This window comes from Spirilliplanes yamanashiensis (assembly GCF_016863475.1).
Lineage (GTDB): Bacteria > Actinomycetota > Actinomycetes > Mycobacteriales > Micromonosporaceae > Spirilliplanes > Spirilliplanes yamanashiensis.
The window spans coordinates 207,325-233,359 of record NZ_BOOY01000032.1 but is presented as its reverse complement, the minus strand read 5'-3'; the positions used below and the strand labels follow the sequence as shown (position 1 = coordinate 233,359).

Annotated in this window: 12 protein-coding genes and 3 pseudogenes; 7 read left to right on the top strand and 8 right to left on the bottom strand. The window is 76.1% G+C overall.

Annotation, left to right across the window (positions count from 1 at the left end):
- The first annotated feature begins 31 nt into the window (after window positions 1-31).
- Entirely contained in the window at window positions 32-487 is a 456-nt protein-coding gene (locus Sya03_RS23550; protein ID WP_203940551.1) for a hypothetical protein, read from the top strand.
- Window positions 488-490: 3 nt separating this feature from the next.
- Here the strand turns inward: Sya03_RS23550 and Sya03_RS23545 are convergent, their stop codons facing one another.
- Both Sya03_RS23545 and Sya03_RS23540 read right to left on the bottom strand, forming a co-directional pair.
- Window positions 491-1,264, bottom strand: coding sequence for a DUF5995 family protein (locus tag Sya03_RS23545; protein WP_203940550.1), 774 nt, complete (start codon window positions 1,262-1,264; stop codon window positions 491-493).
- A gap of 176 nt (window positions 1,265-1,440) precedes the next feature.
- Complete coding sequence (locus Sya03_RS23540; protein WP_203940549.1) at window positions 1,441-4,299, bottom strand: helix-turn-helix transcriptional regulator; 2,859 nt, start codon at window positions 4,297-4,299, stop codon at window positions 1,441-1,443.
- A gap of 178 nt (window positions 4,300-4,477) precedes the next feature.
- Between Sya03_RS23540 and Sya03_RS23535 the strand changes: the two genes are divergently transcribed.
- Both Sya03_RS23535 and Sya03_RS23530 read left to right on the top strand, forming a co-directional pair.
- The gene (locus tag Sya03_RS23535; RefSeq protein WP_203940548.1) at window positions 4,478-5,179 is read left to right on the top strand and encodes an adenylate/guanylate cyclase domain-containing protein; all 702 of its coding nucleotides are present in this window, start codon (window positions 4,478-4,480) and stop codon (window positions 5,177-5,179) included.
- 81 nt (window positions 5,180-5,260) lie between these two features.
- On the top strand, window positions 5,261-10,495 hold the full coding sequence (locus Sya03_RS23530; protein WP_203940547.1) for a diguanylate cyclase: 5,235 nt from the start codon (window positions 5,261-5,263) through the stop codon (window positions 10,493-10,495).
- Here Sya03_RS23530 and Sya03_RS23525 read toward each other — a convergent pair.
- A complete protein-coding gene (locus Sya03_RS23525) occupies window positions 10,485-11,324 on the bottom strand; it encodes a Vgb family protein (protein WP_203940546.1) in 840 nt (279 codons plus the stop codon). The genes Sya03_RS23530 and Sya03_RS23525 overlap by 11 nt on opposite strands.
- A 161-nt stretch (window positions 11,325-11,485) precedes the next feature.
- Between Sya03_RS23525 and Sya03_RS23520 the strand changes: the two genes are divergently transcribed.
- From Sya03_RS23520 to Sya03_RS31740, 4 genes and pseudogenes are all read left to right on the top strand, one after another.
- A complete protein-coding gene (locus Sya03_RS23520; protein WP_203940545.1) occupies window positions 11,486-13,534 on the top strand; it encodes a DNA gyrase/topoisomerase IV subunit B in 2,049 nt (682 codons plus the stop codon).
- A 14-nt stretch (window positions 13,535-13,548) separates the two neighbouring features.
- A pseudogene (locus Sya03_RS31750) lies at window positions 13,549-13,956 on the top strand (DNA gyrase subunit A); the annotation flags it as partial.
- A gap of 3 nt (window positions 13,957-13,959) precedes the next feature.
- Window positions 13,960-14,850 (top strand): annotated as a pseudogene (locus Sya03_RS31745) (LAGLIDADG family homing endonuclease); the annotation flags it as partial.
- A gap of 390 nt (window positions 14,851-15,240) precedes the next feature.
- Window positions 15,241-17,355: pseudogene (locus Sya03_RS31740) on the top strand (DNA gyrase subunit A); the annotation flags it as partial.
- A 12-nt stretch (window positions 17,356-17,367) separates the two neighbouring features.
- Here the strand turns inward: Sya03_RS31740 and Sya03_RS23510 are convergent.
- The 5 genes from Sya03_RS23510 to Sya03_RS23490 form a co-directional block, all read right to left on the bottom strand.
- Entirely contained in the window at window positions 17,368-18,459 is a 1,092-nt protein-coding gene (locus Sya03_RS23510) for a winged helix DNA-binding domain-containing protein (RefSeq protein WP_203940543.1), read from the bottom strand.
- 47 nt (window positions 18,460-18,506) lie between these two features.
- A complete protein-coding gene (locus tag Sya03_RS23505) occupies window positions 18,507-21,905 on the bottom strand; it encodes a 1,3-beta-D-glucan phosphorylase, GH149 family (RefSeq protein ID WP_203940542.1) in 3,399 nt (1,132 codons plus the stop codon).
- Window positions 21,906-21,922: 17 nt separating this feature from the next.
- Complete coding sequence (locus Sya03_RS23500) at window positions 21,923-23,500, bottom strand: GGDEF domain-containing protein (protein ID WP_203940541.1); 1,578 nt, start codon at window positions 23,498-23,500, stop codon at window positions 21,923-21,925.
- Window positions 23,501-23,583: 83 nt separating this feature from the next.
- Complete coding sequence (locus Sya03_RS23495; RefSeq protein ID WP_203940540.1) at window positions 23,584-25,593, bottom strand: transglycosylase domain-containing protein; 2,010 nt, start codon at window positions 25,591-25,593, stop codon at window positions 23,584-23,586.
- A 108-nt stretch (window positions 25,594-25,701) separates the two neighbouring features.
- Window positions 25,702-25,923: a hypothetical protein gene (locus Sya03_RS23490; protein ID WP_203940539.1), complete on the bottom strand. Its 222-nt coding sequence runs from the start codon at window positions 25,921-25,923 to the stop codon at window positions 25,702-25,704.
- Window positions 25,924-26,035: the final 112 nt, after the last annotated feature.

Here is a 26,035-nt window from a genome sequence, read left to right as displayed (position 1 = left end):
GCCCGCGCAGCCACCCGGCAGGCTCACCGCCATGACTCGCACCCTGCTGATCCCCGCGGCCGCCCTGGCCCTCGCCCTGCCCGCCTGCGCCGCGCCCGCACCCGCGCCCACCGCCGCCGAGCCCGTCGACCTCGTCGCCGAGACCCAGGTCCTCGACGAGCTCGGCGCCGACCGGGCCGGCAAGCCCGGCAAGGCACGCCGGCTGCTGCGGAAGAATACCCTGCACGGCGAGCTGACGGTGCAGACGAAGAACGGCCCGCGCACCGTCGTCGCCCAGCGCGGCGAGGTCACCGCCGTCGACGCCGCCGGGCTCACCGTGAAGTCGGCCGACGGCTTCACCCTCACCTGGACGTTCGGCGGCAAGCTGCGCGTGCGCCAGGACGGCAAGGCCGCCGAGCGCACCGCGATCACCACCGGCGCGCAGGTCGGCGTGGCGGGCGCCGAGGACGGCGCCGCCACCGTGGCGCGGCTGGTGCGGGTGGGCTGACGCCTACTGCAGGAACGACGCGAACGGCGACAGCAGCAGCTTGCCGATGCCCGTCGCCGTGCGGTCCAGGCGGCGGCGCTCGGCGAGTAGGCGGTCGGCGTCGTGCCGGATCGCCCACAGCTTCTGCGCGTTGCGCCACGCCACGTCCCGGGTGTACTCGACCAGCTCGTTCTGGCAGAAGTCGTCGAAGTCGCCGTTCATCGTGTCGACGAGCAGCTGCCACTTCTCCAGGTAGCCGCGGCGCAGGCTGGGGATCGACTCGGCGAAGATCTCGTTGATCTGCAGGTAGTCGGCGTGCTGGTCGCCGCCGTCGACCGGGTCGGTCTCCAGGTGCGCGAACGTCGTCACCAGCGCGAACGGCAGGTCGAAGTTGATGTGCGCGTTGACCCCGGCGGCCGCGGACGGCAGCGGGCGCGGGTCGAACCCGTCGGCGCAGCGGCGGAACATGATCGCCCACACCTGCGGGGTGGCCGGGTTGCCGTCGCTGTACAGCCGCAGCGCGTCGAAGTAGCGCTCGGCGAACTCGACGTCCAGCCGGGACAGGAACGCCGGGTCGGCGAAGCCGCCCTCGTACAGCCGGTCCAGCACCTGCGTGGTGATCACCGTGTAGAGCCGGTTGAAGTCGGCCACCGGGTTGCTGCCGTACAGCGGCGGCAGGCGTTCCAGCACGTCCTGCAGCTTGGTGAGCTGGTCCACCACCGCCGGTACGTCGGCCGGGTGCACGGACAGCAGATCCGCCATGTCCCGCTGGACAGGCCCCCAGATCGGCTCCCCCATCATGTCCTCCGCCCCGCGTGCACCCTGCCGACGCCCGTGATCCCCCGTGTGGCGGCCGCCCCCGACGGCCGTCCGGCCCGCCCTCGCGACGTGCGCCGCGGGGCGGGCCGGCCCCCGATCTGCAGAGCCTCGCACCCCGCCCCGCGGCGGACATCAGTAGAACGACGTATCCGCGCCTACGTAGGCCCGTCGCGGCCGCGCAGCAGCAGCCGGCTCGCCTGCACCCGGGTGCGGACCTGCAGCTTGTCGAAGATGTGCGACACGTGCACGCCGACGGTGCGCTCGCTGATGAACAGCCGCTGGCCGATCTCGCGGTTGGTCAGGCCCTCCGCGACCGCCTCCAGCACCTCGCGCTCGCGGGCGGTCAGCGCGGCCAGGCCGTCGGGCGGCGGCTCGGCGACGGCGGGCGCGTCGCCCACGGCCACCCGCACCCGGGCCGCCAGCGCCGTGATCTCGGCGGCCAGCGGCTGCGCGCCCAGCGCCCGGGCCGCGTCGTACGCCGAGCGCAGCGCGGCCGTGCCCGGCGCGGACTTCGGCCGCCGCGCGAACAGCGCCTCCGCCTGCCGCAGCCGCGCGTACGCCGCCGGGTACGGGTGGTGCCGGCTGTCCCACAGCTCCGCCAGCCGCGCCCACGGCCCCGGGTCGCGCGTCTCGTCGAGCCGGCTGCGCTCGGCCACGGCCAGGTCGAGGTAGCCGGCGACCACGTCGCGGGTGGGCCGGGCGGCGCCCGCGTTGCGCGCGGTCACGCGGTCGACCACCCCGGTCAGCAGCCGCACCGACCCGGCGTCCACCGCGGCGCGGGCGGCGTGCGCCTCCGCCTCGGCGCGCAGCCCGTGCCAGGCCAGCACCGCCAGCAGGAACAGGTCGTCGGAGCGGGTCTCGGTCAGGCCGCGGCGCACCGCCTGCCGGGCCTCGTCGTGCCGGCCGCGCCACATCGCCAGCCCGGCGCGCAGGGTCAGCAGCGGCAGCACGTGCCGGGCCCCGCCGCCGGCCAGGATCGTGGCGACCGCCTCCAGGTCGCGCTCGGCGGCCTGCTCGTCGCCGTACCCGACGGACAGCCGGCAGCGGGCCAGCAGCAGCTCGACGGCCTCCGCCCCGGACGGCCGGTTCTGCAGCCCGGCCGCGACCTCCTTCTCCGCCTCGGCCCACAGGCCCGCCCGGAACAGCCCGTTCGCGGCGATGGCCAGCAGCCGCGTCTGGTACGACCGCCCGCCCGGCAGCCGGCCCATCCGCTCGGCGCCGCGGCGCGCCACCACGACGCCCTCGTCCAGTTTGTTCAGCGGGCCGGTCATCAGCTCGGCCAGGTGCAGGTACGCGCACCCCAGGTCGTCCGGGTCGCCCGCCCGCTCGGCGATCTCCACCGCCTGGCGCACCACCCGCAGGCCCGCGTCCGAGTCGTCGGCGAACGCCGAGCTGAACCCGACCGCCGCGCTGGCGCGCACCAGCGCGGACGTGGCGCCGGGCAGCGGCTCGGCCAGGGCCAGGGCGGCCCGGCCGCGCTCGCCCGCGTCGGCGTACCGGCCGAGGTGCAGCAGCAGCTCGGCGAGGCGGGCGGCGGCGTCGGCGCGCTCGGCGGCGTCGCAGGTGGCGGCGAGGACGGCCTCGTACTCGGTCTCGGCCGGGGCGCTGCGGCCCGCCGCGGCCAGGTAGCGGGCCCGGCTGAGCCGCTGCTCGCAGGTCGGCTCGCCGTCGGTCACCTCGTCGAGCAGGGCCAGCGCCCGGGCGTGCTCGCCGCACCGGTGGGCGGCCTCGGCGGCGCGCCGGACCAGCTCGGGGCGGTCCAGCCCGAGCCGCCCGGGGTCGGCCGCCGGGCCCAGCTCCAGCGCCGCCGACCAGTGCCGGTGCGCCTCCGCCCAGCCGTGCAGCCGCTCCGCCTCGCGGGCCGCCGCGACGGCCGCCGCCAGCGCCAGGTCCGGCTCGCCCGCCCGGGCCCAGTGGTGCGCCAGCCGCTGCTGGTCCATCGCGGACGGTGCGGCGGCCACCGCCTCCGCGTACCGGCGGTGCAGGGCGGCCCGCTCGACCGGCAGCAGCTCGTGGGCCAGGATCTCGGCGACCACCCGGTGCCGCAGCCGGTAGCCGTCGTCGTCGCCGACCAGGAACCGGTGCGTCACCGCCGCCCGCACGGCGTCGATGAGCTCCGCCTCCGGCAGCGTCACCACCCGGGCCAGCAGCGCGTGCTCGACGGGTTCGACGCCGGCGGCCACGGCGTGCAGCACCGCGTGGGCGTGCTCCGGCAGCGCGTCGACCCGGGACAGGAAGATCTCGCGCAGCGTGTCCGACGGGCCGGCCCGGCCGTCGCGCAGGTCGCGGGCCAGCTCCTCGACGACGAACGGGTTGCCGCCGCTGCGGTCCCACACCTGCTCCGCCTCGCCCGGCCCGAGCGGGCGGCCCACCACGGCGGCGGCCAGCTCGTCGGTGCCCGCCCGGTCGAGCGGGCCCAGGTCGACGACGGTCACCGACCGCAGCCGGCGCAGCTCGGTCAGCACCCGGCGCAGCGGGTGCGCGCCCTGCAGCGCCTCGGCGCGCACCGCGGCCAGCACCGACAGCTGCACGCCGCCGAGGCCGGCCAGCAGATACAGCAGCAGCTGGCGGGTGCTGCGGTCCACCCACTGCAGGTCGTCGAGGACCAGCACCAGCGGGCGGCCGTCGGCGAGCCGGTGCAGCCCCTGGGCCACCTGCTCCAGCAGCGCGCCCGCCGTGTCCGGCCCGCCGGACTCGCGCTGCACCACCTCCAGCAGCCGGGCGGCCGCGTCCGAGCCCGCGCGGGCCTCGTCGGAGCGGCGCAGCGCCTGCAGCAGCGGGTGCAGCGGAGAGGCGTCGCCGATGTCCAGGCAGGCGCCGGCGAGCACCGCGGCGCCCGCCGCCCGCGCCCGCGCCGCCGCCTCGCGCAGCAGCCGCGTCTTGCCGACACCGCTCTCACCGATCACGAAGACCCCGGCCGGCTGGGCCCCCGGGCCGTGGCGCAGGGTGTCCGTGAGCTGCCGCACCAGGGCGCTCCGGCCGACGAGCGGTGCCTCCTCGATCTCGCTGGCCATGACGGCAGCCTAGTCGTCCGTTGTGCACGGTGGATTCCGCCGATTCGGTCCTTTCCGCATCGTCGTGGAGCTGACTGACGCGACTGCGAGGTTGAGATACGTCGTTCTGCCGATCCGGGGGGCCCGCGCGCCCTGCCAGGGTGGACCCACCGAAGACACACCGCGGGAAGGTGGCCCGATGCCGTCGACGATCTCCGATGCCGACCACACCCTGACCTGCCCGTCGTGCGGCCGGAACCCGGTCGCCGCCGGCCCCGCCGGTCCCGGCGCGCCGCCCGTGCTCGTGCGGCGGGTGGTGGCCGTGCTGTTCGTCGACATCGTCGGCTTCACGGCGCTGGTCGACGGGCTGGAACCGGAGGAGGTGCGCGCCCTGCAGGTCGACTACTTCGGCGCGGTCTCCCGGGTGGCCCGCGCCTACGGCGGGATCGTCGAGAAGTACGTCGGCGACGCCGTGCTCGTGGTGTTCGGCTCCGACGAGCAGGACGACGCCCTGGACGCCTACCGCGCCGTGCAGGCCGGCCTGCGGATGCAGGAGGACCTCGACGGCCGGCCGCTGGCCGGGCGGCATCCGGTGCGCACCCGGGTCGGCATCGCCACCGGCGACGTCGTCGCCGAGCTGGGCGCCCGCGACGGCGGCCACGCGATGATCAGCGGCAGCGTCGTCACGACGGCGGCGCGGCTGCAGGCGTACGCCCCGCACGGCACCGTCGTGGTCGACGCCTACACCCGGCACGCGACCGCCGCGATGATCGCCTACCAGGACCTGCCGCCGGTGGCCGCGCCCGGCAAGCCGCGCCCGCTGGAGCTGTGGCGGGCGCTGCCCCGGCACAACCCCCGGCACGCCGCCCGCCCCCGCACGGCCCGGCTGACCGCCCGCTGACGCCGCCGGCCCGGGTGGGGCGGCCGGGACCCGTGGGGCGCGGACGCTCAAGCCCGGCCGGGATCCGCCGATGTGACGGGTGTGGGTACTGCTCCCGCGGCGCCCGGTGCCGCCCTGGTCCCGCCCGGCGCCGCCGGGGTGACCGTGCTGGGCGAGATCGGCCGGGGCGCGCAGGCCACCGTCTACCGGGTGCGCCGCGGCGGCGCCGAGTACGCCATGAAGGTGCTGCGCCCGGCCGGGCCCGCGGACGGCGCCGAGCAGACCGCGTTCCGCCGCGAGGCCGCGCTGCTGGCCGCCGTCGTGCACCCCGGCATCGCGCGGGTGCACGAGGTCGGCACCTACGAGGGCCGCCCGTACCTGCTGATGGACCTGCTCGACGGCGACCGGCTCGGCCGGGTGCTCGCCGACGGGCCGCTGAGCGCCACCCGGGCCGCCTCCCTCGGCGCCGATGTGGCCGACGCCCTCGCCGCCGCGCACGCCGCCGGGCTGGTGCACCGCGACGTGAAGCCGGACAACGTGCTCGTGCGCGCCGACGGCGCCGCCCGCCTGGTCGACTTCGGCCTGGCCACCCGCGCCGGCGCCGGCGACGCCGCGGCCGCCGACGGGCCGATCGCGGGCACCATGGCCTACAGCGCGCCGGAGCAGACCGGCATGCTGAACCGCCCCGTCGACGGCCGCAGCGATCTGTACTCGCTCGGCGCCCTGCTGTTCGAGTGCCTCACCGGCGCGCCCCCGTACGCCGCCGCCGACGTGGGGGAGCTGCTGCGGCTGCACGCCGTCGCGCCGGTGCCCGACCCGGGCGAGCGGGTGCCCGGGCTGCCCGCCGGGCTGGGCGCGATCGTGCGCACGCTGCTGGCCAAGGACCCCGACGACCGGTACGCCTCCGCCGACGGCGTGGCCGCCGACCTGCGCCGGGTCGCCGCGGGCGAGCACGACTTGGTGCCCGCGCCGGGCGCCCGCGCGCACGACCGGCCCGCCCCGTTCGCCGGCCGGCAGGCCGAATTGGCCACGCTGACCGCGCGCTGGGAGCGGGCCCGGGCCGGGGCGGGCGGCGTGGCGCTGGTGCGCGGCGCGGCGGGCGGCGGCAAGAGCCGGCTGGCCGCCGAGCTGGCCGCCGCGGTCGCCCGGACGGGCCGGCCGGTGCTGCGCGGCAAGGCGTCGCCGGACGACGCGCAGCCGTTCGCGCCGCTGCGCGACGCCGTCGACGCCCACACCCGCGAGCTGGTGCGCGCGGCCGGCGAGGCCGAGGCCGCCCGGCTGCTGCGTGCCGCCGCCGGGCCGGTCGCGCCCGTCGTGCGTACCCTCTCGCCCGTGCTGGCCGGGCTGCTCGGCGCGGGCTCCGGGCCCGCGGACCTCGACCAGGACCGCTACGCGGGCGCGGTCGCCGCGCTGCTCGGCGGCATCGCCGGGCAGGGCGGCGGGGCGCTGCTGCACCTCGACGACCTGCAGTGGGCCGACGACGGCACCCTGCGCGTGCTGGACCACCTGGCCGCCGAGCGCGACGGCACCCCGCTGCTGGTGCTCGCCACCGCCCGCGACGACGCGGCCGCGGCGCCCGCCACCACCGCGGCGGCCGAGCGGCTCGGCGCCGCCCTGGACACCGTCGTGGACCTGCGCCCGCTGGACGCGGCGGCGGTCAGCGACCTGGTCTCGGCCGTGACCGGCGGCCTGGCGGTCGACCCGGAGGTCGCCGCCGGGCTGGCCGTGCGCGCCGACGGCAACCCGTTCACCGTCATCGAGTACGTCACCGCGATCGTCGACTCCGGGCTGGCCCGGCCGTCGTGGGGCCGCTGGGTCGTCGACGTCGCCGACCTGGACAGCCTGCGGCTGCCCGCCGACGCCGCCGAGCTGGTGCTGCGCCGCGTCGACGCCCTGGACGGCGCCGGCCGCCGCCTGCTCGGCATCGCCGCCCTGGCCGGCGCCCGGTTCACCCCCGCGCTGCTCGCCGAGGTGGCCGGGCTGGACCGCCGGCGCACCCTGGACGCGCTCGCCGACGCCGCCTGGCACGGCCTGGTGGAGCCCCGCGACGGCGGCGCCTGGGCGTTTCTGCACGACCGCATCCGGGAGGCGCTGGCCGGGCAGTTCGGGCCCGCCGAGCGGCGCGGCCTGCACGACCGCCTCGCCGACGCCCTGGAGGCGGCCGGCGCGGGCGGCTACGACCTCGCCCGGCACTGCGCCGCCGGCACGCCCGGGCGCGACCCGGCGCGGCTGTTCCGCGCCGCATTCGACGCCGGCCGGCTCGCCCTGGCCGAGCACGACCCGCAGGCCGCCGTCGCCTACCTGGAGCAGGCGGCCGCGACGGGGCGGCCGCACGGGCCCGAGCTGCCGGCCGCCCTGGGCGCCGCCTACTTCGCCGCCGCCCGGTTCGCCGCCGCCCGCGCCGCGCTGGAGGAGGCCCTGGCCGGCACGGCCGACCGGCTGGAGCGGGTGCGGATCCTGCACCTGCTGGCCCGCGTCCACGACAGCGCCTGGGACGTGCCCGCCCAGCTCGCCACGATCGAGCGCGGCCTGGCCGAGCTGGGCCGCCCGCTGGCCCGCACCGGCGCCGGCCGGGTCGCCGGGGCGCTGCTCGCCCTGGTCCTCGGCGTGCTGGTGGGCGTCACCCGGGTCGGGTTCGGCGCCGCCCGCGGCGAGCGGCGGGAGCGCATCCGGCTGGCCGCCGCCATGTACCACTACGGCGCCGCGGGCAGCGTGCGCGAGCTGCGGCCGCTGCGGTCGCTGGTCTTCGCCGCGCACATGCTGCTGGCGGCGAACCGGCTCGGCGAGTCGCCCGAGCGGGCCCGCGACCTGACCAGCCTCACCATGGCGCTGCGCAGCTTCCGGCTGCACCGCCTCGCCGACCGCATCGTCGCGTCCGCGCACGCCACCGCGGCCCGGCTGGGCGACCCCACCGTGGTGGCGTACGTGGACTGGATGGACGGCATCGCCCGGCACGGCACCGGCCGCGACGGCGGCGAGAAGATCCGCCGGGTCCTCGACGAGCAGCACCGCTGGCTGGGCGCCGGCCTCGCGCTGGACTGCTACTCCGTGCTGTGCTGGGACTGGCTGCTCTCCGGCGACCTGGCCGTCGCCGAGGCCGGCTTCGACCGGCGCCGCCGGCTCGCCGCGTCGATCGGCCTGGCCGAGCGGCCCGTCGTGCAGGCCAGCGAGGTGTGCCTGGTCGCCCTGCGCGGCCGCCCCGGCGAGGCGATCGCCCAGCTCGGCCGCATCGAGACCGCCGAGCGGGCCGTGCACGAGCAGGTCGACCTGATCATCGGCACGCTCTACAGCGCGCTGCAGCGCGACGACCTCGGCGCGGCGTTCGACGACGCCGTGCACCGCTTCGAGGCGCTGCGGCTGAGCCCGCTCGACCTGCTGCCCGCCCAGCAGATCTACTACGTGCTCGTCGCCCACGGCCGGGTCGAGCAGGCCCGCACGAGCACCGGGGCGTCGCGGGCCGCCGACCACGCCGCGGCGCGGCGGGCCGTGCGCACCCTCGGCCGGATCGCCCAGCGGCCCATGATCGCCGCGCACCACCGCATCGCCCGCACCGGCCTCGACATGGTGGACGACACCGGCCCGGCCGGGGCAGCCGCCGCGCTGCGCCGCCTCGACGCCGCCGGCCCGCAGCTGCGGGCCGTCGACGCGCCGCTGGTGGCGTACCTCGCCGCGGCGCTGCGCGCCCGCGCCCTGACCCGGCTCGACCTGCGCGGCGAGGCCGAGCGGCAGGCCCGGTACGCCATGACCACCGCCGTGGACAACGGCTGGCCGCAGCGGGTCCGCCGGCTGATGGGGGAGTTCCAGCTGGAGGGCCCCGGCAGCGTCGTGCAGCACCGCGGCTCGACCACGTTCTCGGCGGGCCGCGACGTGCAGCGCCTGGCCGCGCTGCAGGAGATCAGCCTCGCCGCGTCCCGGGTGCTCGACCCGGTGAAGCTGGCCGGCGTCGCCCTGGACGAGACCATGCGGCTGATGGGCGCCGAGCGGGCCCTGCTGTTCCTGGCGGACCCGGCCACCGGCGCGCTGACCGCGCACGCCGGGCGCGACGCCGCCGGGCGGCCGCTGCACGACCTCACCGGCTACAGCGCCAGCCTGGTCGACCAGGTCGGCGTCACCCGCCGGCCGATCGTCGTCACCGGCACGGAGCAGGGCGAGGCGCTCGCCTCGCGCAGCGTGGTCGCCTACGGTCTGCGCAGCATCCTCGTCGCCCCGATGCAGCTCGACGGCAGGCTGCTCGGCGTGGTCTACCTCGACAGCCGGGTCGCCAAGGGCGTGTTCACCGACGACGACGCCGACCTGCTCACCGCCGTCACCCACCACGTCGCGGTGGCCCTGGAGACCGCCCGCGCCGCCCGGCTGGAGGCGGACGTGGCCGCGGCCACCCGCCAGCGCGACCTGGCGGAGACGCTGCGCGCGGCGATGGGCCACGTGTCGGGCACCCTCGACCCGGACGAGGTGCTGCGCCGCACCGTCGGCACCGTGCTCACCCAGCCGGGCGGCGCGGGCGCCTGGCTGCTGCTGGCCGACCCCGCGGTGCTGGTGGGCGGCGACCACGGCCCGGTGCCGCTGCCGGCGGGCGACGAGCTGGCGCCGGTGCTGGCGACGGCCGAGCCCGCCCTGCACCCGGCGGGCGGCTGGACCGCGCTGCTCGCCGACGGCCCGCGGACGTGGCTGGTGGTGCCGCTGCTGGCCCGCGACCGGCGGCTCGGCGTGCTGGTCCTGGCGGCCGAGGCGGCCGACGCCTACTCCGCCGCCGACATCGGGCTGGTCACCGCGCTGGCCGCGCAGGGCATGGTCGCCTACGAGAACGCCACCCTGTTCGACCAGGTGCGGGCGCTGGCCACCACCGACCCGCTGACCGGGGTCGCCAACCGGCGGCACTTCTTCGAGCTGGCCGGCCGCGAGGTCGCCGCCGCGCACCGCACCGGCCGCCGCCTGGCCGCGCTCATGATCGACATCGACCACTTCAAGCAGGTCAACGACACGTACGGCCACCAGGCCGGCGACGACGTCATCCGCGGCGTCGTGGAGCGGCTGCGCGCCGGCCACCGGGAGGCCGACATCCTGGCCCGCTACGGCGGCGAGGAGTTCGTGCTGCTGCTGCCCGACGTGGGCGACGGCGCCCCCGAGCTGGCCGAGCGGCTGCGCGCCGCGGTGGCCGCCGGCCCGGTCGAGACCCGCGACGGGCCCGTCCCGGTGACCATCAGCGTCGGCTGCGCCCACCTGGGCCCGGCCGACCACGAGCCGGACCGGCTGCTGGGCCGCGCCGACGAGAGCCTCTACCGGGCCAAGCAGGCCGGCCGCGACCGCGTGGTGGTCGACGGGGCCGTCAGCGCGTGAACCGCGCCAGCTGACCCGTCTCGCAGGCCACCCACACCGCCCCGGCGGTGACCGCCAGCCCGTGCGGCTCGCGCGCCGCCGCCGGCAGGTCCCGGCCGGTGTACGCGCCGTCGCGGGTCACGTGCCCGAGCCGGTGCGCGCCCCACTCGGTGACGAAGCAACCCCCGGCGCCGTCGGCGGCGATCGCGTGCGGGCGCGCCCCGGCGGGCAGGGCGACCGTGCGCACCGTGCCGTCCATGGCGCGCCGGCGCACCCGGTCGGCGGCGATGTCCACCCACCACACCGCGTCGGCGTCCGCGGCGATGCCGACCGGCGCGTCGCCCGCCGGCTCGACCGTCACCTCGCCGTCGGCGGTCAGCCGGCCCAGCTCGCCGGAGCGGTTGCAGGTGAACCACACCGCGCCGTCGGGGCCCGTGACGATCGTGGACGGGAACCCCGGCGTCGCCCACACCCCGCCGCCGACCCGGCCGACCGCGTCGGCGTTGGCCGCCGTGTACCACAGCGCCCCGTCCGGGCCGGTCGCCAGGCCGAACGGCCCGCCGTCGGGCCACGGCAGCTCGTGGGTGCCCATATCGCCGTCCACGGTGACCCGGCCGAGGCGGCCGTCGCCGAACCGGCTGAACCACAGCGCCCCGTCCGGCCCCGGCACGATGATCGTCGGCCGGGCGGCCGGGTCGTCCAGCGCGTGCCGGGTGACCTCGCCGCCGGGGGTGACCCGGGCGACCGCGCCGGCGTGCACGAGGGTGACCCACAGGTTGCCGTCGGGGCCGGCGCACACGGCGTAGGGGCCGGCGTCGTCGCCGGCGACGTCCAGGAGCTCGACGTTCATCCGCCCGACACTAGGCGACCGGGTTGCGCGGGGCAGACAACGGGCATATCGCCGCGCAGGCGGGGCGAACGTCGCGTGCCCCGCCGAGTGGGGTGCGGGAAAGCGTCGGACCAGGCCGGTAGGCTCGCCGCGCCGGAAGCGACGGATGGGGAGTACCAGCAGTGACTGCGCAGCTGTACGGGGCCGACGACCTGACGCACCTCGAGGGGCTCGACGCCGTCCGCAAGCGCCCCGGCATGTACATCGGCTCGACCGACAGCCGTGGCGTCGGTCACCTCGTCAACGAGATCCTCGACAACTCGACCGACGAGGGTGTCGGAGGTCACGCGAAGAACATCGAGGTGATCCTGCACCCCGACGGCTCGGTGCAGGTCGACGACGACGGCCGCGGCATCCCCGTCGGCGTGCACGCCCGCTCCGGGCTGTCCGGCGTGGAGCTGGTGCTCACCCGCCTGCACGCGGGCGGCAAGTTCGGCGGCTCGGGCTACAAGACCTCCGGCGGCCTGCACGGCGTCGGCGCCTCCGCCGTCAACGCGCTGTCGCTGCGCTTCGACGTCACCGTGCGCCGCGACGGCAAGGTGCACGAGATGTCGTTCCAGCGCGGGGTGCCCGGCGTGTTCGCCGGCGACGGCCCGGGCGCCCGGTTCACCCCCGAGCCCGGCCTGCGGGTGGTGCGCCGCATGAAGCGCGGCGAGGCCACCGGCACGTCCATCCGCTACTGGTACGACGCCCGCTACTTCGAGGCCGGCGCCGGCCTCGACGTCGACGCGGTGCGCGCCAAGCTGCGCAACACCGCGTTCCTGGTCCCCGGCGTGCAGTACGTGCTGCGCGACCTCACCGGCGAGGAGCCGGCGACCGAGCAGTTCCACTACCCGAACGGCCTCACCGACATGGTCGAGTTCCTGGCGCCGTCGGGCGACAAGCCGGTCTCGGGCATCCTGCTGCTGATGGGCCACGGCACCTACAAGGAGAACGCGGCCGACGAGAACGGCGTCATGCAGTCCAACGTGCAGCGCCGCGCCGAGGTCGAGATCGCCCTGCGCTGGGGCACGGGCTACGAGCGCACCGTCGAGTGCTTCAGCAACACCATCCGCAACGTGCACGGCGGCACCCACCGGCGCGGCTTCGAGCGCGGCGCGCTGCGCGCCCTCAACGACGCCATCCGCAACACCCGCGGCCTGCTCAAACCCAAGGAGGACCCGCCGGTCCTGGAGGACGTGCTGGAGGGCATGACCGCGGTCATCCACGTGCGCATCCCGGAGCCGCAGTTCACCTCGCAGACCAAGGACGAGCTGTCCACCGCCGGCATCACCAAGGTGGTGCAGAGCCTGGTCGAGCAGCAGCTCAAGGCGTGGCTGGAGGACCGGCGCACCCGGTCCGAGGCCCGCACGGTGCTGCAGAAGATCGTCGACGCGGGCCGGGTGCGGCTCACCCAGAAGCACCAGAAGGACGCCGCCCGGCGCAAGACGGCGCTGGAGGGCGCGTCGATGCCGCCGAAGCTGGTCGACTGCCGCTCCACCGGCATCGCGCGCAGCGAGCTGTACATCGTCGAGGGCGACAGCGCGCTCGGCACGGCCCGCATGGCCCGGTCGTCGGAGTACCAGGCGCTGCTGCCGATCCGCGGCAAGATCCTCAACGTGCAGAAGGCGAACCTGCAGCAGGTCCTCGACAACGTGGAGTGCTCGGCGATCGTGCAGGTGCTCGGCGCGGGCTCCGGCCGCACGTTCGACCTGGCGCAGATGCGCTACGGCCGCGTCATGATCATGGCGGACGCCGACGTCGACGGCTCGCACATCCGCACGCTGCTCATCACGCTGTTCGCGAAGTACATGCGCCCGGTCATCGAGAACGGCCGGCTGTTCGCCGCCATGCCGCCCCTGCACAAGATCACCACCAAGGGCCGCAACCCGGAGACGCTGTACACGTACACCCAGCAGGAGATGGACTCCACGGTCGCCCGGCTGGAGAAGGCCGGCAAGACGGTGTCCAAGCCGGTGCCCCGGTTCAAGGGCCTCGGCGAGATGGACGCCGACGAGCTGTGGGACACCACGATGAACCCGGCCACCCGCACCGTCCGGCGCATCACGCTCGACGACGCGGAGCGCGCCGAGGCGGTGCTCGAACTGCTCATGGGCGAGCGGGTCGAGCCGCGCAAGAACTGGCTGATCGAGGCCGCGGGGCGCATCGACGCCGAGACGATCGACGCCTGAGGGAGACGCCGGACATGGCACGCAAGAAGAACACCGGCGACCGCGTCGACCTCGCCGCCTTCGACCAGGCGGGCGCGCACGTCCTCGACACGCCGCTGACCACCGAGGTCGAGGACTCCTACCTGGAGTACGCGTACTCCGTCATCCACTCCCGGGCGCTGCCGGACGCGCGCGACGGCCTCAAGCCGGTGCACCGCCGCATCCTGTGGTCGATGTACGAGCAGGGCCACCGCCCGGACCGCCCGTACGTGAAGTCGGCGCGCGTCGTCGGCGACGTGATGGGCCGCTACCACCCGCACGGCAACCTGGCGATCTACGACGCGATGGTCCGCCTGGCGCAGGACTTCTCGCTGAACACCCCGCTGATCGACGGCCACGGCAACTTCGGCAGCCCGGACGACGGCCCGGCCGCGGAGCGCTACTGCGTGGTCGGTGACACGCGCATCAGGCTGGCGGACGGCACGAGCCGGCGGATCGCCGACGTGGTGGGTCTGGGACCGGACTCCGAGGCGGACGCCGACTTCGAAGTCCTCGACAAGGACGGCAAGCCGGTCACCGTCTCCAAGGTGTTCAACTCCGGTGTGCACCCCACATTGCGGGTGACCACGAAGGCCGGGTACTCGGTCCGTGGCAGCCACAACCACCTGGTTCTCTGCCTCGAGGCGCCGATGGGCGTACCGCTGTTCCAGTGGCGGCGCCTGGACGAAATCAGGCCGGGTCAGGTCGTCGCCATCGCCCGTAATGCATGGATGCGGGTGACGCCCACCGCCCGCGAGTACATGCTCGGTGTGTTGGCGGGAGCGTGGGTGTCGGAGGGCTGGGCCGGCGACGAGCGAGCCGGCTTCAACAACACGGACAAGCACTTCTTCGACGAGGTGCTGCACGCCTACGACCAGATCGTCGGCGGCAGCCGGTACGTGTCCGACCGGGTCACCCGGCGCGACCGCAAGCGGATCTACGAGATGGACGTCCAGGAGAGCGCCGGTGGCATGGCCGCCTTCCGGGCCAGCCCCCTGGGGGAACTCGTCGGCCACAAGTCGGCCGCCAAGTTCGTGCCCGAGTTCGTCTGGCAGGGCGGCTGGGGCGTCAAGCGGGCCTTCCTCATGGCGGCGTTCGAGGGTGACGGCGGCCCGCGCGCGGCCAGCGACGGCTTCACCATTCAGTACTCCACCTACAGCGACCGCCTTGCACGGGAACTCCAGGAGCTGTTGGCCGAGTTCGGTGTCGTCGCCGCGCACCGGCAGTACACCCGGCCGAGCGGCTCCGTGGAACACCGTCTGGTCGTCTCCGGCCTGCACAACGTGCGGGCTTTCGTCGACCGCGTCGGTTTCCTCCGCACCAAGCAGGCGAAGCTCGACGAGCTCGTCCGCCGGTCGCCGCAGCGGCCACACCGCCTCAGCGGTGACCGGGTGCCGTTCGTCGCCGAGTACGTGCGCGGAGCCCTCGCACCGGGGCGCGGCAGCGGCCGTAAGTGGCTCCAGCAGCACAATTTCGACCGGGTCGAGCGGTGGGAGACCGAGCGGCTCCGGCTGATCGACCGGTTCAAGGACCCCGAGATCCTGTCGACGATCCTGCCGGTGATGGATTCCGGGTATCGCTTCGAGACCGTCGCACAGGTCGAGGCCTGCGAGCCGGCCGAGGTCTTCTCCGTCCGGGTCGACTCGGACGACCACTCGTTCCTGGCCGGCGCGTTCGTCAACCACAACACCGAGTCGCGCATGTCGCGCGAGGCGATGCTGCTCGTCGGCGAGCTCAACGAGGGCACCGTCGACTTCAAGCCGAACTACGACGGCTCGGAGCAGGAGCCGAAGGTGCTTCCGGCCGCGTTCCCGAACCTGCTGGTCAACGGCACGTCGGGCATCGCGGTCGGCATGGCGACCAACATGATCCCGCACAACCTGGGCGAGGTCGTGGCGGCGGCGCGGTACCTGATCACGCACCCGGGCGCCTCGCTGGACACGCTGATGAAGTACGTGCCGGGGCCCGACCTGCCGACCGGCGGGCAGCTGCTCGGCCTCGACGAGGTGCGGCGGGCGTACGAGACGGGGCGCGGGGTGGTGCGCATGCGTGCCACCTGCGTGACGGGGCCGCTGGAGGGCGGCCGGGGCCGCCAGGCGATCACGGTGACGGAGCTGCCGTACGGCGTCGGCACCGAGAAGATCATCGAGGCGATCACGGACGAGGTGAAGGGCAAGCTCATCACGTCCGGCCCGCGCAAGGGCCAGCGGCAGGCGGCGCGGCTGCAGGGCATCGCGGACGTGAAGGACCTGACCGACCGCGAGCACGGCACCCGCCTGGTCATCGAGTGCAAGGTGGGCGTCAACCCGCAGGCGCTGCTGGCCGACCTGTACCGGCTGACGCCGCTGGAGTCGTCGTTCGGCGTCAACAACCTGGTGCTGGTCGACGGCCAGCCGCAGACGCTGGGGCTCAAGCGGCTGCTGGAGGTGTTCGTCGAGCACCGCTACGAGGTGGTGACCCGGCGCACCACGTTCCGGCGCACGAAGCGCCAGGACCGCCTGCACGTGGTCGACGGCCTGCTGATCGCGCTCATCGACATCGACCGGGTGATCCGGCTGATCCGGGAGAGCGACGACGCGGCGGCGGCGAAGGCGGGCCTAATCGCGACGTTCGGGCTGAGCGAGATCCAGGCCAACTACATCCTGGACACCCCGCTGCGGCGGCTGACCCGGTTCGACCGGATCGAGCTGGAGACGGAGCAGGAGCGGCTGCGCGAGGAGATCGCGGAGCTGTCGCGGATCCTCGACGACGGCGCGGTGCTGCGCAAGGTGGTGTCGGACGAGCTGGCCGAGGTGGCGAAGGAGTTCGGCACGCCGCGGCGCACCACGCTCATCGACGGCGACCTGAAGGAGGTCCTGGCGGCGTCCGCGCCGGCCGGGCCGCTGGAGGTGGCCGACGACCCGTGCCAGGTGATCCTGTCGGCGACGGGCCTGATCGCGCGCACCGCCGCCGAGAGCGAGGAGCGCACCGAGGGGCGCAGCCGCAGCGGCCGGGTGAAGCACGACGCGGTGCGCGCGGTGGTGCACGCGACCGCCCGCGGCCGGGTGCTGCTGGTGACGAACCGTGGCCGGGCGTTCAAGACCGACGTGCTGCCGCTGCCGGTGCTGCCGCAGCAGAGCGGCACGGTGTCGCTGCGCGGCGGCATGTCGGCGGCGGAGCTGCTGCCGCTGGAGAAGGGCGAGCAGGTGGTGGGCATCGCCCCGCTGGCCGACGGCGCGGGCATCGGCCTGGCGATGGGCACCCGCCGGGGCATCGTGAAGGTGTGCGCGCCGGAGTGGCCGGTGCGCTCCGACGAGTTCGAGGTGATCGGGCTGCGCGACGGCGACGAGGTGGTCGGCGCGACGTGGCTCACCGACGACAAGCCGGCGCTGACGTTCGTCACCTCCGACGCCGCGTTGCTGCGCTTCCCGGCCAAGCTGGTCCGGCCGCAGGGCGTCAAGGGCGGCGGCATGGCGGGCGTCAACCTGGCCGCCGACGCCGACGTCATCTTCTTCGGCGCGGTGGTGCTGGGCGACGACGAGCACGGCGCCCCGATGGTGGTGACGTCGACGCTGACCCAGGTGAAGGTGTCGCCGTTCGCGTCGTACCCGGCGAAGGGCCGGGCGACGGGCGGGGTGCGGGCGCAGCGGTTCCTCAAGGGCGAGACGCGGCTGACGGTGGCGTGGGTGGGCCCGCGGCCGGTGGGCGCGTCCAGCACGGGCGACCCGGTGCAGCTGCCGGAGCCCGACGCCCGCCGGGACGGCTCGGGCACGCCGGTGCTGATGGGCCCGCAGATCGTGGGCCACCACATCGAGCGCGAGTGAACGGCGGCCCCCTCAGGGGTTGATCAGGACGTCGGGCCTCGCGTCCGGGGTGGCGAAGGCCAGCAGCGCCGCCCCCTCGTCCTGCACGGCGGCGCGTTCCGCGGCGGTCAGCCGGCGGAACGGGCGGACCCGCAGGGTGGCGGCCGGGCCGTCGCGCAGGATGCGCCAGGTGGCCGCGACGGCGCCGTCGACGAGCACGGAGCTGGGCTGCTCGTTGGTGGTGCCGTCGAAGCCCTGGGCGGCGTAGTCGGCGTCGCCCACGACGCGGCGGCGGTCGGCGTGGGACAGCAGCAGGTTGTCGAAGTCGTAGAGGAACCGCACCGGCGCGGGCACGTCCGGGCCGGGCCGCGGCGCGCCGGGCAGGTCGACCAGCTCGACGCCGCGCGGGTCGCGGAAGGTCACCAGCCCGGGCCGCAGCCGGTCGACGACCTCGGCGAGCCGGGTGAGGCCGCACCACTGCTGGATGTCGCGCACGGACGCCGGCCCGAACGCGGCCAGGTAGCGCCGCACGAGGTCGTCGACGGGCGCGGCGACCGGCGGCCCGGCCCAGTCGTCGAGGGTGGCGTGCAGCACCCCGCCGCTGCGGCCCCACACCCCGCGCGGCGGCGCCTGCACCACGGGCACCCAGGCGCGGGCGGTCTCGGCCAGCGGGCCGGGGTCGGCGCCGGGGAACCGGGCGGCCAGGCCGCGGCGCAGCTCGGCCAGCGGCAGCGGGCCGCCGGCCAGCAGCTCCCGGGTGGCGGCCTCGACGGCGGTGCGGTCGAGCCCGGCGACCTTCCGGCCGAACGCGCCGCGCACCATGCGGTCGTGCACGACCTGCGTCAGGGGGCGCAGCCACCGGGCGTCGCGGGCGGTGAGCAGGTGGATGGTGCCCCGCATCGCGACGACCCGGACGAGCGTGCGACCGGTCAGCAGCGCGCCCGTGGCGTCGGCGTCGAGGTCGCGCAGCCGTGACCACAGGCCGACGTACCAGGAGTGCACGGTCTGCGCCTGGAGGCCGGCGAGGTGCTCGACGGCGGCGGGCACGCCCAGGCCCGACCGCTCGAGGAGCAGCTGCCGGGCCAGGGTCGCGCGGCCGATGGCGCGGTCGGTGAGCGTCTCCATGCCCCCGACCCTAGGGTCGATTGCGGCCAGGACGTGGCCGCATCTCGTCAGATCCGCACGTCGATGCGGGTCACCGCCCCCTCGCGGGCGAACACCGAGGCGCTGGTGTGCGCGTCGATCTCCAGCTCCGAGCGGGCCACCGTCTCGCCGGCCCGGGTGGTGAGCACCAGCTCGGGGCTGCCGGCGCGCTGCACCACGACCGGCACCTGGCAGAACGTGAACGCGTACCCGCCGGCCGGCACCTCGACGGTGGCCCGCGCGCCCGCGGTGTCCACGTAGGTCAGGGTGCCGGGCTCCGCGCGGAACTCCGCCGGGCGGATCAGCGACGGGTCGACCACGATCCGGCCGTCGGTCACGGTCAGGCCCAGCTCGGCGACGCGGCCGATCACGTCCTCCTTGACCTGGCCGGTCATGCCGGGCTGCTGCGCGCCGGTGAAGCCGGGGGTGTGCGAGTACGGGTCGAGCGGGATCGCCCCGTGCACCGCCGGGTCCTTGTGCACGCCGATGCCGTCGCGGATCTGCTCGTAGTGCGCGCGCAGCCGGTCGGCCACCGGGCCGGTGGCGTGCGGCAGCGTCTCGCCGACGGCGAGCAGCAGCTTCGACACCATGTGCCAGTAGATGCAGCCCAGGCCCTCGTACTTGTAGAGGGTGCCGGAGCGGCCGGTGAACGAGCGGTGGTCGAACACCTCCTCGTACAGGTCGAGGACGGCCTGCCGGTCGGCGGCGACCAGCTCGGCGAGGTCGGGCTCGGCGATCGCGTCGAGCGCGGCGGCCAGCACGCCGGCGTTGGCGTGGGCGGCGGCGAAGTGCAGGCCGCCGTCGTCGTCGCGGACCACGATGCGGCGGTCGCCGCGGGCGATCAGCTCGGCGAGCAGCTTGGCGCGGGCGGGGGCGTCGGCGGGCAGCACGTTCTTGGCGAGGAAGCGCGGCAGCTGCCGGTCGGGGTAGAGGGTGTAGCTGTTCTGGTCCGGCCGGTACATGGCGCTGGCGCGCAGCGCGTCGAGCAGCTCCGCCGCGGCGGCGGGGGACAGGGCGCCCGAGCCGAGCACGGCGACCTGGCCCTCCAACATCTCCGGCAGCCGGCGCACGGCGATGCCGCCCGGGTCGACCCGCAGCAGGTTGTACGAGTGGTAGAGCCCGTCCGGGCGCCGGTTGGCGGCGACGGTCTGGTCGAGGTGGCGCAGCGCCACGGACAGGAAGCCGGCCACGTCGGCGGCGGGCACCACGTCGGTGTCCTCGGGCAGCCCGCCGTCGTACAGGGCGGCGCGGTAGTCGCTCGCCGCCCCGGCCAGGCCGTCGAGGATGGCGCGGCGCTCGGTGTCCGAGACGTCGGCCGCCGGGGCGTGCGCGGTCAGCACCTGCGCGGTGCGGCGCAGCAGGGCGGCCACCGGCGCGGTCAGCGCCAGGTCGAGGCCCGCCAGCAGTTCCTGGCAGAACGCCAGGTAGCGGCGCAGCTGGTACAGCGTCACCATCGACACGCCGTAGCCGACGAGGGCGTTGTTGGCGTCGTTCCACTCGGGCCGCTGGGTGTTCATCCAGATGCCGGCGCCGGGCAGGAACGCCCCCAGCTTGGCCAGCGCGGGCACCAGCAGCTTCTCGGCGAGGGTGACGCGCAGCGGGTCGCCCGCGCCGTCGAGCAGGAACGGGCCGGCCTCGCGCCCGGCGAGCGCCTCGTGCTTCGCGGCGTCGAACGTGACGGCGTCGCGCGGGTCGGCCAGCAGCTCGGCGTACGGGCGGATCCGGTACGGCACGTCGGCGTACACGAACAGCCGCTCGGTCAGCAGCTCGCGCAGCCGGCCCGGGTGGAAGCGCTGGGAGGTCTCCAGCAGCCGCAGCAGGTAGATGATCTGGTGGTCGCCCCAGTAGCCGACGTGGCTGTGCGGGTCGCCCGGGATCAGCACCTCCCAGTCGATGCCGGTGGCGGTGATCCGGTACGGGTTGTTGCCGTCGGCCGTGGAGGCGTTGACGAACCGGAAGATCATGCTCTCGGCGTACTCAGGGAACGACCAGGCGAGCGCCTCCCAGTTCTGGAAGATGTCGCGCCAGTTGCCCTGGTAGCCGAGGATGCGCTGGCCGTCGGCGTCCTTGACGGCGATGGCGAAGGTGTTCCACGGCCGGCTCGGGTCGCCGTGCCGGCGGCTGAACGTCAGCGGCAGGAACTCCCGGGCGAGCCGCTCCAGCTCCGGGTCGCCGGCCGCGGAGGCGACCAGCTCGGCGTGGGTCTGCGCCTCCGGCAGGGCGGCCAGCCAGTCGGCCCGCCGCCGGGCCGTGCGCGGCGAGGCGTGGCGCAGGTACGCGGCCACGTCGCGCGCCCGCACGGTGTAGCCGTCGTCGGGCATGCCGCCGCGCATCACGTTGAACAGCACGTTGGAGAAGTGCCGGGCGGCGCTCAGCTCGTCGCCGGTGGTCTGCAGGCCGTCGGCGGCGCCGACGATGGCGCGCAGCGCCTCGGTGCCGCGGCGCACGTCGGCGTCGGCGGCGGCGACCACCACGTGGGCGGGAGAGCGCTCCATGAGGCGGCGCAGGCGGACCACGGCGGCCGCGTCGAGGCCGGTGTCGACGCCGGTGCGCCAGTCGGCGGTGTCGCCCGCGCCGACGGTCAGGGTGGCGACGCTCAGGTGCGCGCCGCGCCGGCCGCGTAGGTGGGTCTCGGCGGTGACGCCGCGGCCGGCGCGGAACGCGTCCAGCTGCACCGTCGACAGCAGGTGCACCGGCTGCGGCAGGCCGCGCGACCACGCCACCGCGGCGCGCAGCGCCTCGCCCGGCTTGGCGGAGTCGCCGGGGATCGAGGTGAGCGTGTAGATGCCCAGGCCGGTGCGCTCGTCCAGCTCGGCGTCCTTGTGGCCGTCGACCAGCGTGCTGAAGTGCTCCTGGAAGAACCGGTCGACGCCGGCCGGCACCAGGTTGCGCACGCCGTCGAGCAGCTCGACGGTGACCGCGGCGCCGCCGCTGTTGGTCAGCGCGGCGGCGCGCACGAACCCGAACCGCTCGCTCGGCGCCCACGAGTAGGCGAACGTCAGCCCGAGGTCGTGGTTGACCTCCTCGAACCGCACGGTGGTGCCGACGGCGCTCTTGTACAGGCTGCGGGTGACGGCGTACGCGCCGGCGTGCCGGTCCGCGAACGGCTCCCACAGCTGCCGGCCGTCGGGGGTGTGCACCAGCAGCACGGTGACGGCGCCGGTGTCGTGCCGCGCATCGTGGATCTTGTCGTCCGTGTAGTACGGGAACAGCGCGTGGTGCGGGTCGACCCGCCCGGCGGTGAGTGCGCCCGTGCTGGACACGAACAGCCAGTGGTCGGAGTCGCTGACGAGGCTCATCAGGAACGGCGGCATCGCGTCGACGCCGCGGATCCGGTAGTACGCCTCGCCGTCGAGCTGGACGAGCTCGCCGGTCACCGGGTCGCCGGCAGTCTGCAGGGGGCGGCCGCCCACCAGGATCTGGGTCACGCGGGCACGTTACGCGATCATGTCGGGGGAGTGCCCGCCGTGTCCCAGGCATCGGATCCCGCGAGCGCGAAGGCGCCCTTGCCGCCGTGCTTGACGGCGTACATCGCGCGGTCGGCCTCCAGCAGCAGCGCGTCGCTGCCGGCGCCGCCCGCGGCGCTGAACGCGACGCCGACGCTGGCGCCGACCGTCGCGGCGCCCGCGGCCAGCAGGACCGGCTGCTCGCAGGCGGCCACGATGCGGGCCGCGGTGGCGGCCACGTCGGCGGGGCGCGGCGGGCGCAGCAGCACCGCGTACTCGTCGCCGCCGAGGCGGGCCACCGTGTCGCCGTCGCGCACGCAGGCGGTCAGCCGGCGGGCGGTCTCTCGCAGCACCGCGTCGCCGGCGGCGTGCCCGAGCGCGTCGTTGACCAGCTTGAAGTCGTCCAGGTCGACGAGCATGACCGTGACGGCGTCCCCGTCGGCGCGCACCGCGGCGTCGAGCCGCTCGGTGAACAGCGCCCGGTTCGCCAGCCCGGTCAGCTCGTCGTGGTACGCCAGGTGGCGCAGCTGCGCGGCGAGGGCGTCGCGCTCGGCCAGCGAGCGGCGCAGCTCGTCCTGGGCGGCGTGCAGCTCGGTCACCCGGGTGTCCAGCTCCGTGAGCAGCCGCGCGTTGTCGCGGAACGCGGCCACCTGCCGGGCGGCGACCAGCGCGGTGCACAGCGCCGCGCCGGCGAGGCCGACCCGCACCCCGGGGTGGTCGTCGCGCAGCACGGCGACGGTGAGCAGCACGTACGTGGCGGCGACGGCCGCGTACGGCAGCACGCTGTACGGCCGCCGGGCCGACCGGGTCGCGGCGGGCGGCTGGAGCTGGTTGACCCGCACGGCGACGGTGAGCAGCGCGTGCGAGGTGACGGTCAGCGCGAGGAAGACGGGCAGTTCGCGGGCGCCGAGCCCGCCGGAGCCGAGGGTGTCGGCGCCCGCCTTGACGCCCGCGGCGGCGACGCCGACGAGGCCGCACCACCGGCTGAACGGGGCCGTGCCGCTCATCAGCAGCTTCGCGACGACGAACACGCACACCACGAGCAGGACCGGGCCGCGCAGGGTGGCGAGCACCCCGTTGCCGGCGTCGTCGGCGACCAGGGCCCAGCCCACGGCGGCCGCGGCGACCACGACGGTGGCGACGTCGAGCCAGAACCGGAACCGTTCCCGGCGGGTGCGCAGCCCCAGCGGCGCGGTGATCAGGGCAAGCCCGAGCCAGGCGCTGCCCGCCGAGAGCAGGGCGAGCTGCACCGGCCCGCCGGTCGCGGCGGCCGGCTCGTGCGGGGCGCGCGCCGCCGCCACCACCTGGGCCAGGTCGCCGGCCAGGTAGACGGCGGCGGCCACCACGACGGCCCGCCAGAACCGGTGGACGGCCGGCGGCCCGCCGCCGCGGCGCACGGAGCGCACGGCGAGCGCGAGCAGCACGGCGTGCCCGGCGGCGACGAACGCCCAGGCCGTGACGACCTGCGCGGCGACGCCACCGGCGCCGAGGGTGAGCCAGGCGGCCAGGGCGGACGTGCCGAGCAGCAGCGCCGACAGCACGGGATCGGGGCGGCGCGGGCGCAGCAGCTGTGCCATCACCCACCCACCCGTGTCGGACGCCTGCTCGGACGAGCGCCTCATCGGCGGGCCGACGGCGGATCCGAGCGACTGTGACGCGCTCAGCGAGGATTCTTCAGCCTGGCGGCGGCGCCGTCCACCGCCGCCCCGAGTCCCGGAACCGGCGGCCGGGTCGGCAGCGGGCGCGCGTCGCCGGTGAAGGGGTCGCCGCGCAGGGCGGCGGCGGGCAGCGGCACGGCGGGCCGCCCGCGCAGGGCGCGGCCGAGGAAGTCGCGCCAGATGGCGTACGGCATGCCGTCGCCGTTGATCGGCCGGCCGGCGCCGTCGCGCACCGGGCCGGGCGTCTCCCGGCCGACCCAGGTCACGGCGGCGAGCCCGCCGGTGTACCCGGCGGTCCAGGCGTCCTGCGAGTCGGCGGTGTCGCCCCACTGCTGGGTGCCGGTCTTGGCGGCAGCCGGGTGCCCCTCGACCTCGCCGTCGTGCCGGACGACCTGGCGCAGTGCGTACCCGACGTCGCCGGCCACCTCCGCCGGCAGCACCCGGGTGCGCACCACCGGGGTGCGGGCCTGCCCGACCTGCTGCACGAGGTGCCGCTCGGCGCGCACCCCGCCGGCGGCGAACGTGGCGTAGACGGTGGCGAGGTCGGCGGGGGAGACCGGGTAGCGGCCGAGCGCGATGTCGGCCCGGGTGCGCCCGGGCGCGGGCTCGCCGGGGAGGTCGACGAGGGTGCGCCGGTCGCCGTAGGAGCCGGGGACGCCGAGGCGCACCGCCAGCTCCCGCACCCGCTCCGGCCCGACCTTCTCGGCCAGCGCGTAGTACGGGGTGTTCAGCGACAGCACCATCGCCCGGTCCAGCGGGCACGCCGGGCACTGCAGGTCGAGCCGGTTGCGCAGCGGCACCCCGTGGCGGTCGGCGAAGATCCGGGGCGAGCTGCCGTCCCACACCGAGTGCACCGACACGCCCGCGGCCAGGCCCGCCGCGAGCACGACGGGCTTGAACGTGGACGCGGGCGGGCGCGGCGCGGCCGCGTCGTCGAAGAAGCCGCGCCCCTCGGTGCCGCCGTACCAGGCGCGCACGGCGCCGTCGGCAGGGTCGACGGCCACCAGGGCCACCCGCTGCTCGCCCCTGTACCGCCGGCGGGCGGCGGCGATCGCGTCGGCGGCGGCGCGCTGCGCCTGCGCGTCGATCGTCGTGACGACCTGCAGGCCGCCGGTGCGCACGGTCTGCGCGGACCAGCCCAGCCCGCGCAGCTCGGCCTCGACCCGGTCGGCGATGACGCCCAGCGGGCCGCCGACCGCCTGGGCGGTCACCGACCGCCGGGCCACCACCGGGTACGCGGCCGCCTCGGCCTGCGCCGGGTCCAGCCAGCCGGCGCCGGCCATCGCCCGCAGGATCCACCGCCACCGGCCCCGCGCCCGCTCCGGATCGTTGGCGGGGTCGTTGAGGTACGGGTCCTTCACCAGCGCGGCGAGCACCGCCCCCTCGGACGCCCCGAGCCGGTCGACGGTGGTGCCGAAGTACGCCTGCGCCGCCGACTGCACGCCGTACGCGCCGCGGCCGAAGTACACGGTGTTGAGGTAGCGGCCCAGGATCTCGTCCTTGCTCAGCCGGCGCTCCAGCCTCAGCGCCAGCGCCGCCTCCTTCGCCTTGCGGTCCAGGGTGCGGTCCTGGGTGAGGTAGGCGTTGCGCACGTACTGCTGGGTGATCGTCGACGCGCCCTGCCCGGTGCCGGCGGTGAGGTTGCTCCACAGCGCGCGCAGCACCCCGCGGGCGGAGACCCCGGCGTGGTCGTGGAAGCCGCGGTCCTCGGCGGCCAGGAACGCCTGGCGCACGGCCTGCGGCACGCTGGCCAGCGGCACGTCGGTGCGGTCGGTGGCGCCGATGCGGGCCAGCACGGTGCGCCCGTCGCGGTAGTAGAGCACCGACGCCTGCGGCGGCGCCGGGTCCGGCGGCAACTCGGTGGACACGACGTAGCCGAACGCGGCCATGCCGGCCAGCAGCACCACCGCCAGCGCGGCCGACCCGGCGGCCAGGGCGGCCCGGCGGACCCGGCGGCGCAGCCGCGCGCGCCGGTCGTCGCGGTGCGGTCCGCGGTGCACTCCTGCGCTCATCCGGCCCCGTCCTCCTCCGGCGGCGCCCGGGCCGGGCGCCGCTCGCGCAGGGGAGGACGGGTGGGGGGCCGCCGATGGTTACATCGACGGCCCCCCCGGCTCAGATCGTCACCGTGCGTCGTCGTCGCGCGACGGCTGGAGCGCGTCGCTGACCGCCCCGGTCAGGTCGCCGGCCGGCACGGCGGTCTCCTCGGCGTGGTCGTGCACCTCGTCACGCTGCCCGGCCGGCGCAGGCGTGCTCGCGCCGCCGGCGTAGCCGTACTCGTTCGGCGCGTCGCCCTCGGCCGGCGTCACGGTGTCCGTGTGCACATCCTGGTCACGTTCCGTCATGATGCTCCTCCGTTCGGGCCAACATCGGTGCAGTACCCGATTCCCGCCCCGGAAATCTCGACCGCCGTCGATCCGCGGCCGCCCCGGGTCCGCCGAGCGGGAGTCCGCGGTC

Coding starts and splice junctions, on each gene's coding strand:
- Sya03_RS23550 (WP_203940551.1), top strand. CDS start 32: ATGACTCGCACCCTGCTGATCCCCGCGGCCGCCCTGGCCCTCGCCCTG.
- Sya03_RS23545 (WP_203940550.1), bottom strand. CDS start 1,264: ATGGGGGAGCCGATCTGGGGGCCTGTCCAGCGGGACATGGCGGATCTG.
- Sya03_RS23540 (WP_203940549.1), bottom strand. CDS start 4,299: ATGGCCAGCGAGATCGAGGAGGCACCGCTCGTCGGCCGGAGCGCCCTG.
- Sya03_RS23535 (WP_203940548.1), top strand. CDS start 4,478: ATGCCGTCGACGATCTCCGATGCCGACCACACCCTGACCTGCCCGTCG.
- Sya03_RS23525 (WP_203940546.1), bottom strand. CDS start 11,324: ATGAACGTCGAGCTCCTGGACGTCGCCGGCGACGACGCCGGCCCCTAC.
- Sya03_RS23510 (WP_203940543.1), bottom strand. CDS start 18,459: ATGGAGACGCTCACCGACCGCGCCATCGGCCGCGCGACCCTGGCCCGG.
- Sya03_RS23500 (WP_203940541.1), bottom strand. CDS start 23,500: ATGGCACAGCTGCTGCGCCCGCGCCGCCCCGATCCCGTGCTGTCGGCG.
- Sya03_RS23495 (WP_203940540.1), bottom strand. CDS start 25,593: ATGAGCGCAGGAGTGCACCGCGGACCGCACCGCGACGACCGGCGCGCG.
- Sya03_RS23490 (WP_203940539.1), bottom strand. CDS start 25,923: ATGACGGAACGTGACCAGGATGTGCACACGGACACCGTGACGCCGGCC.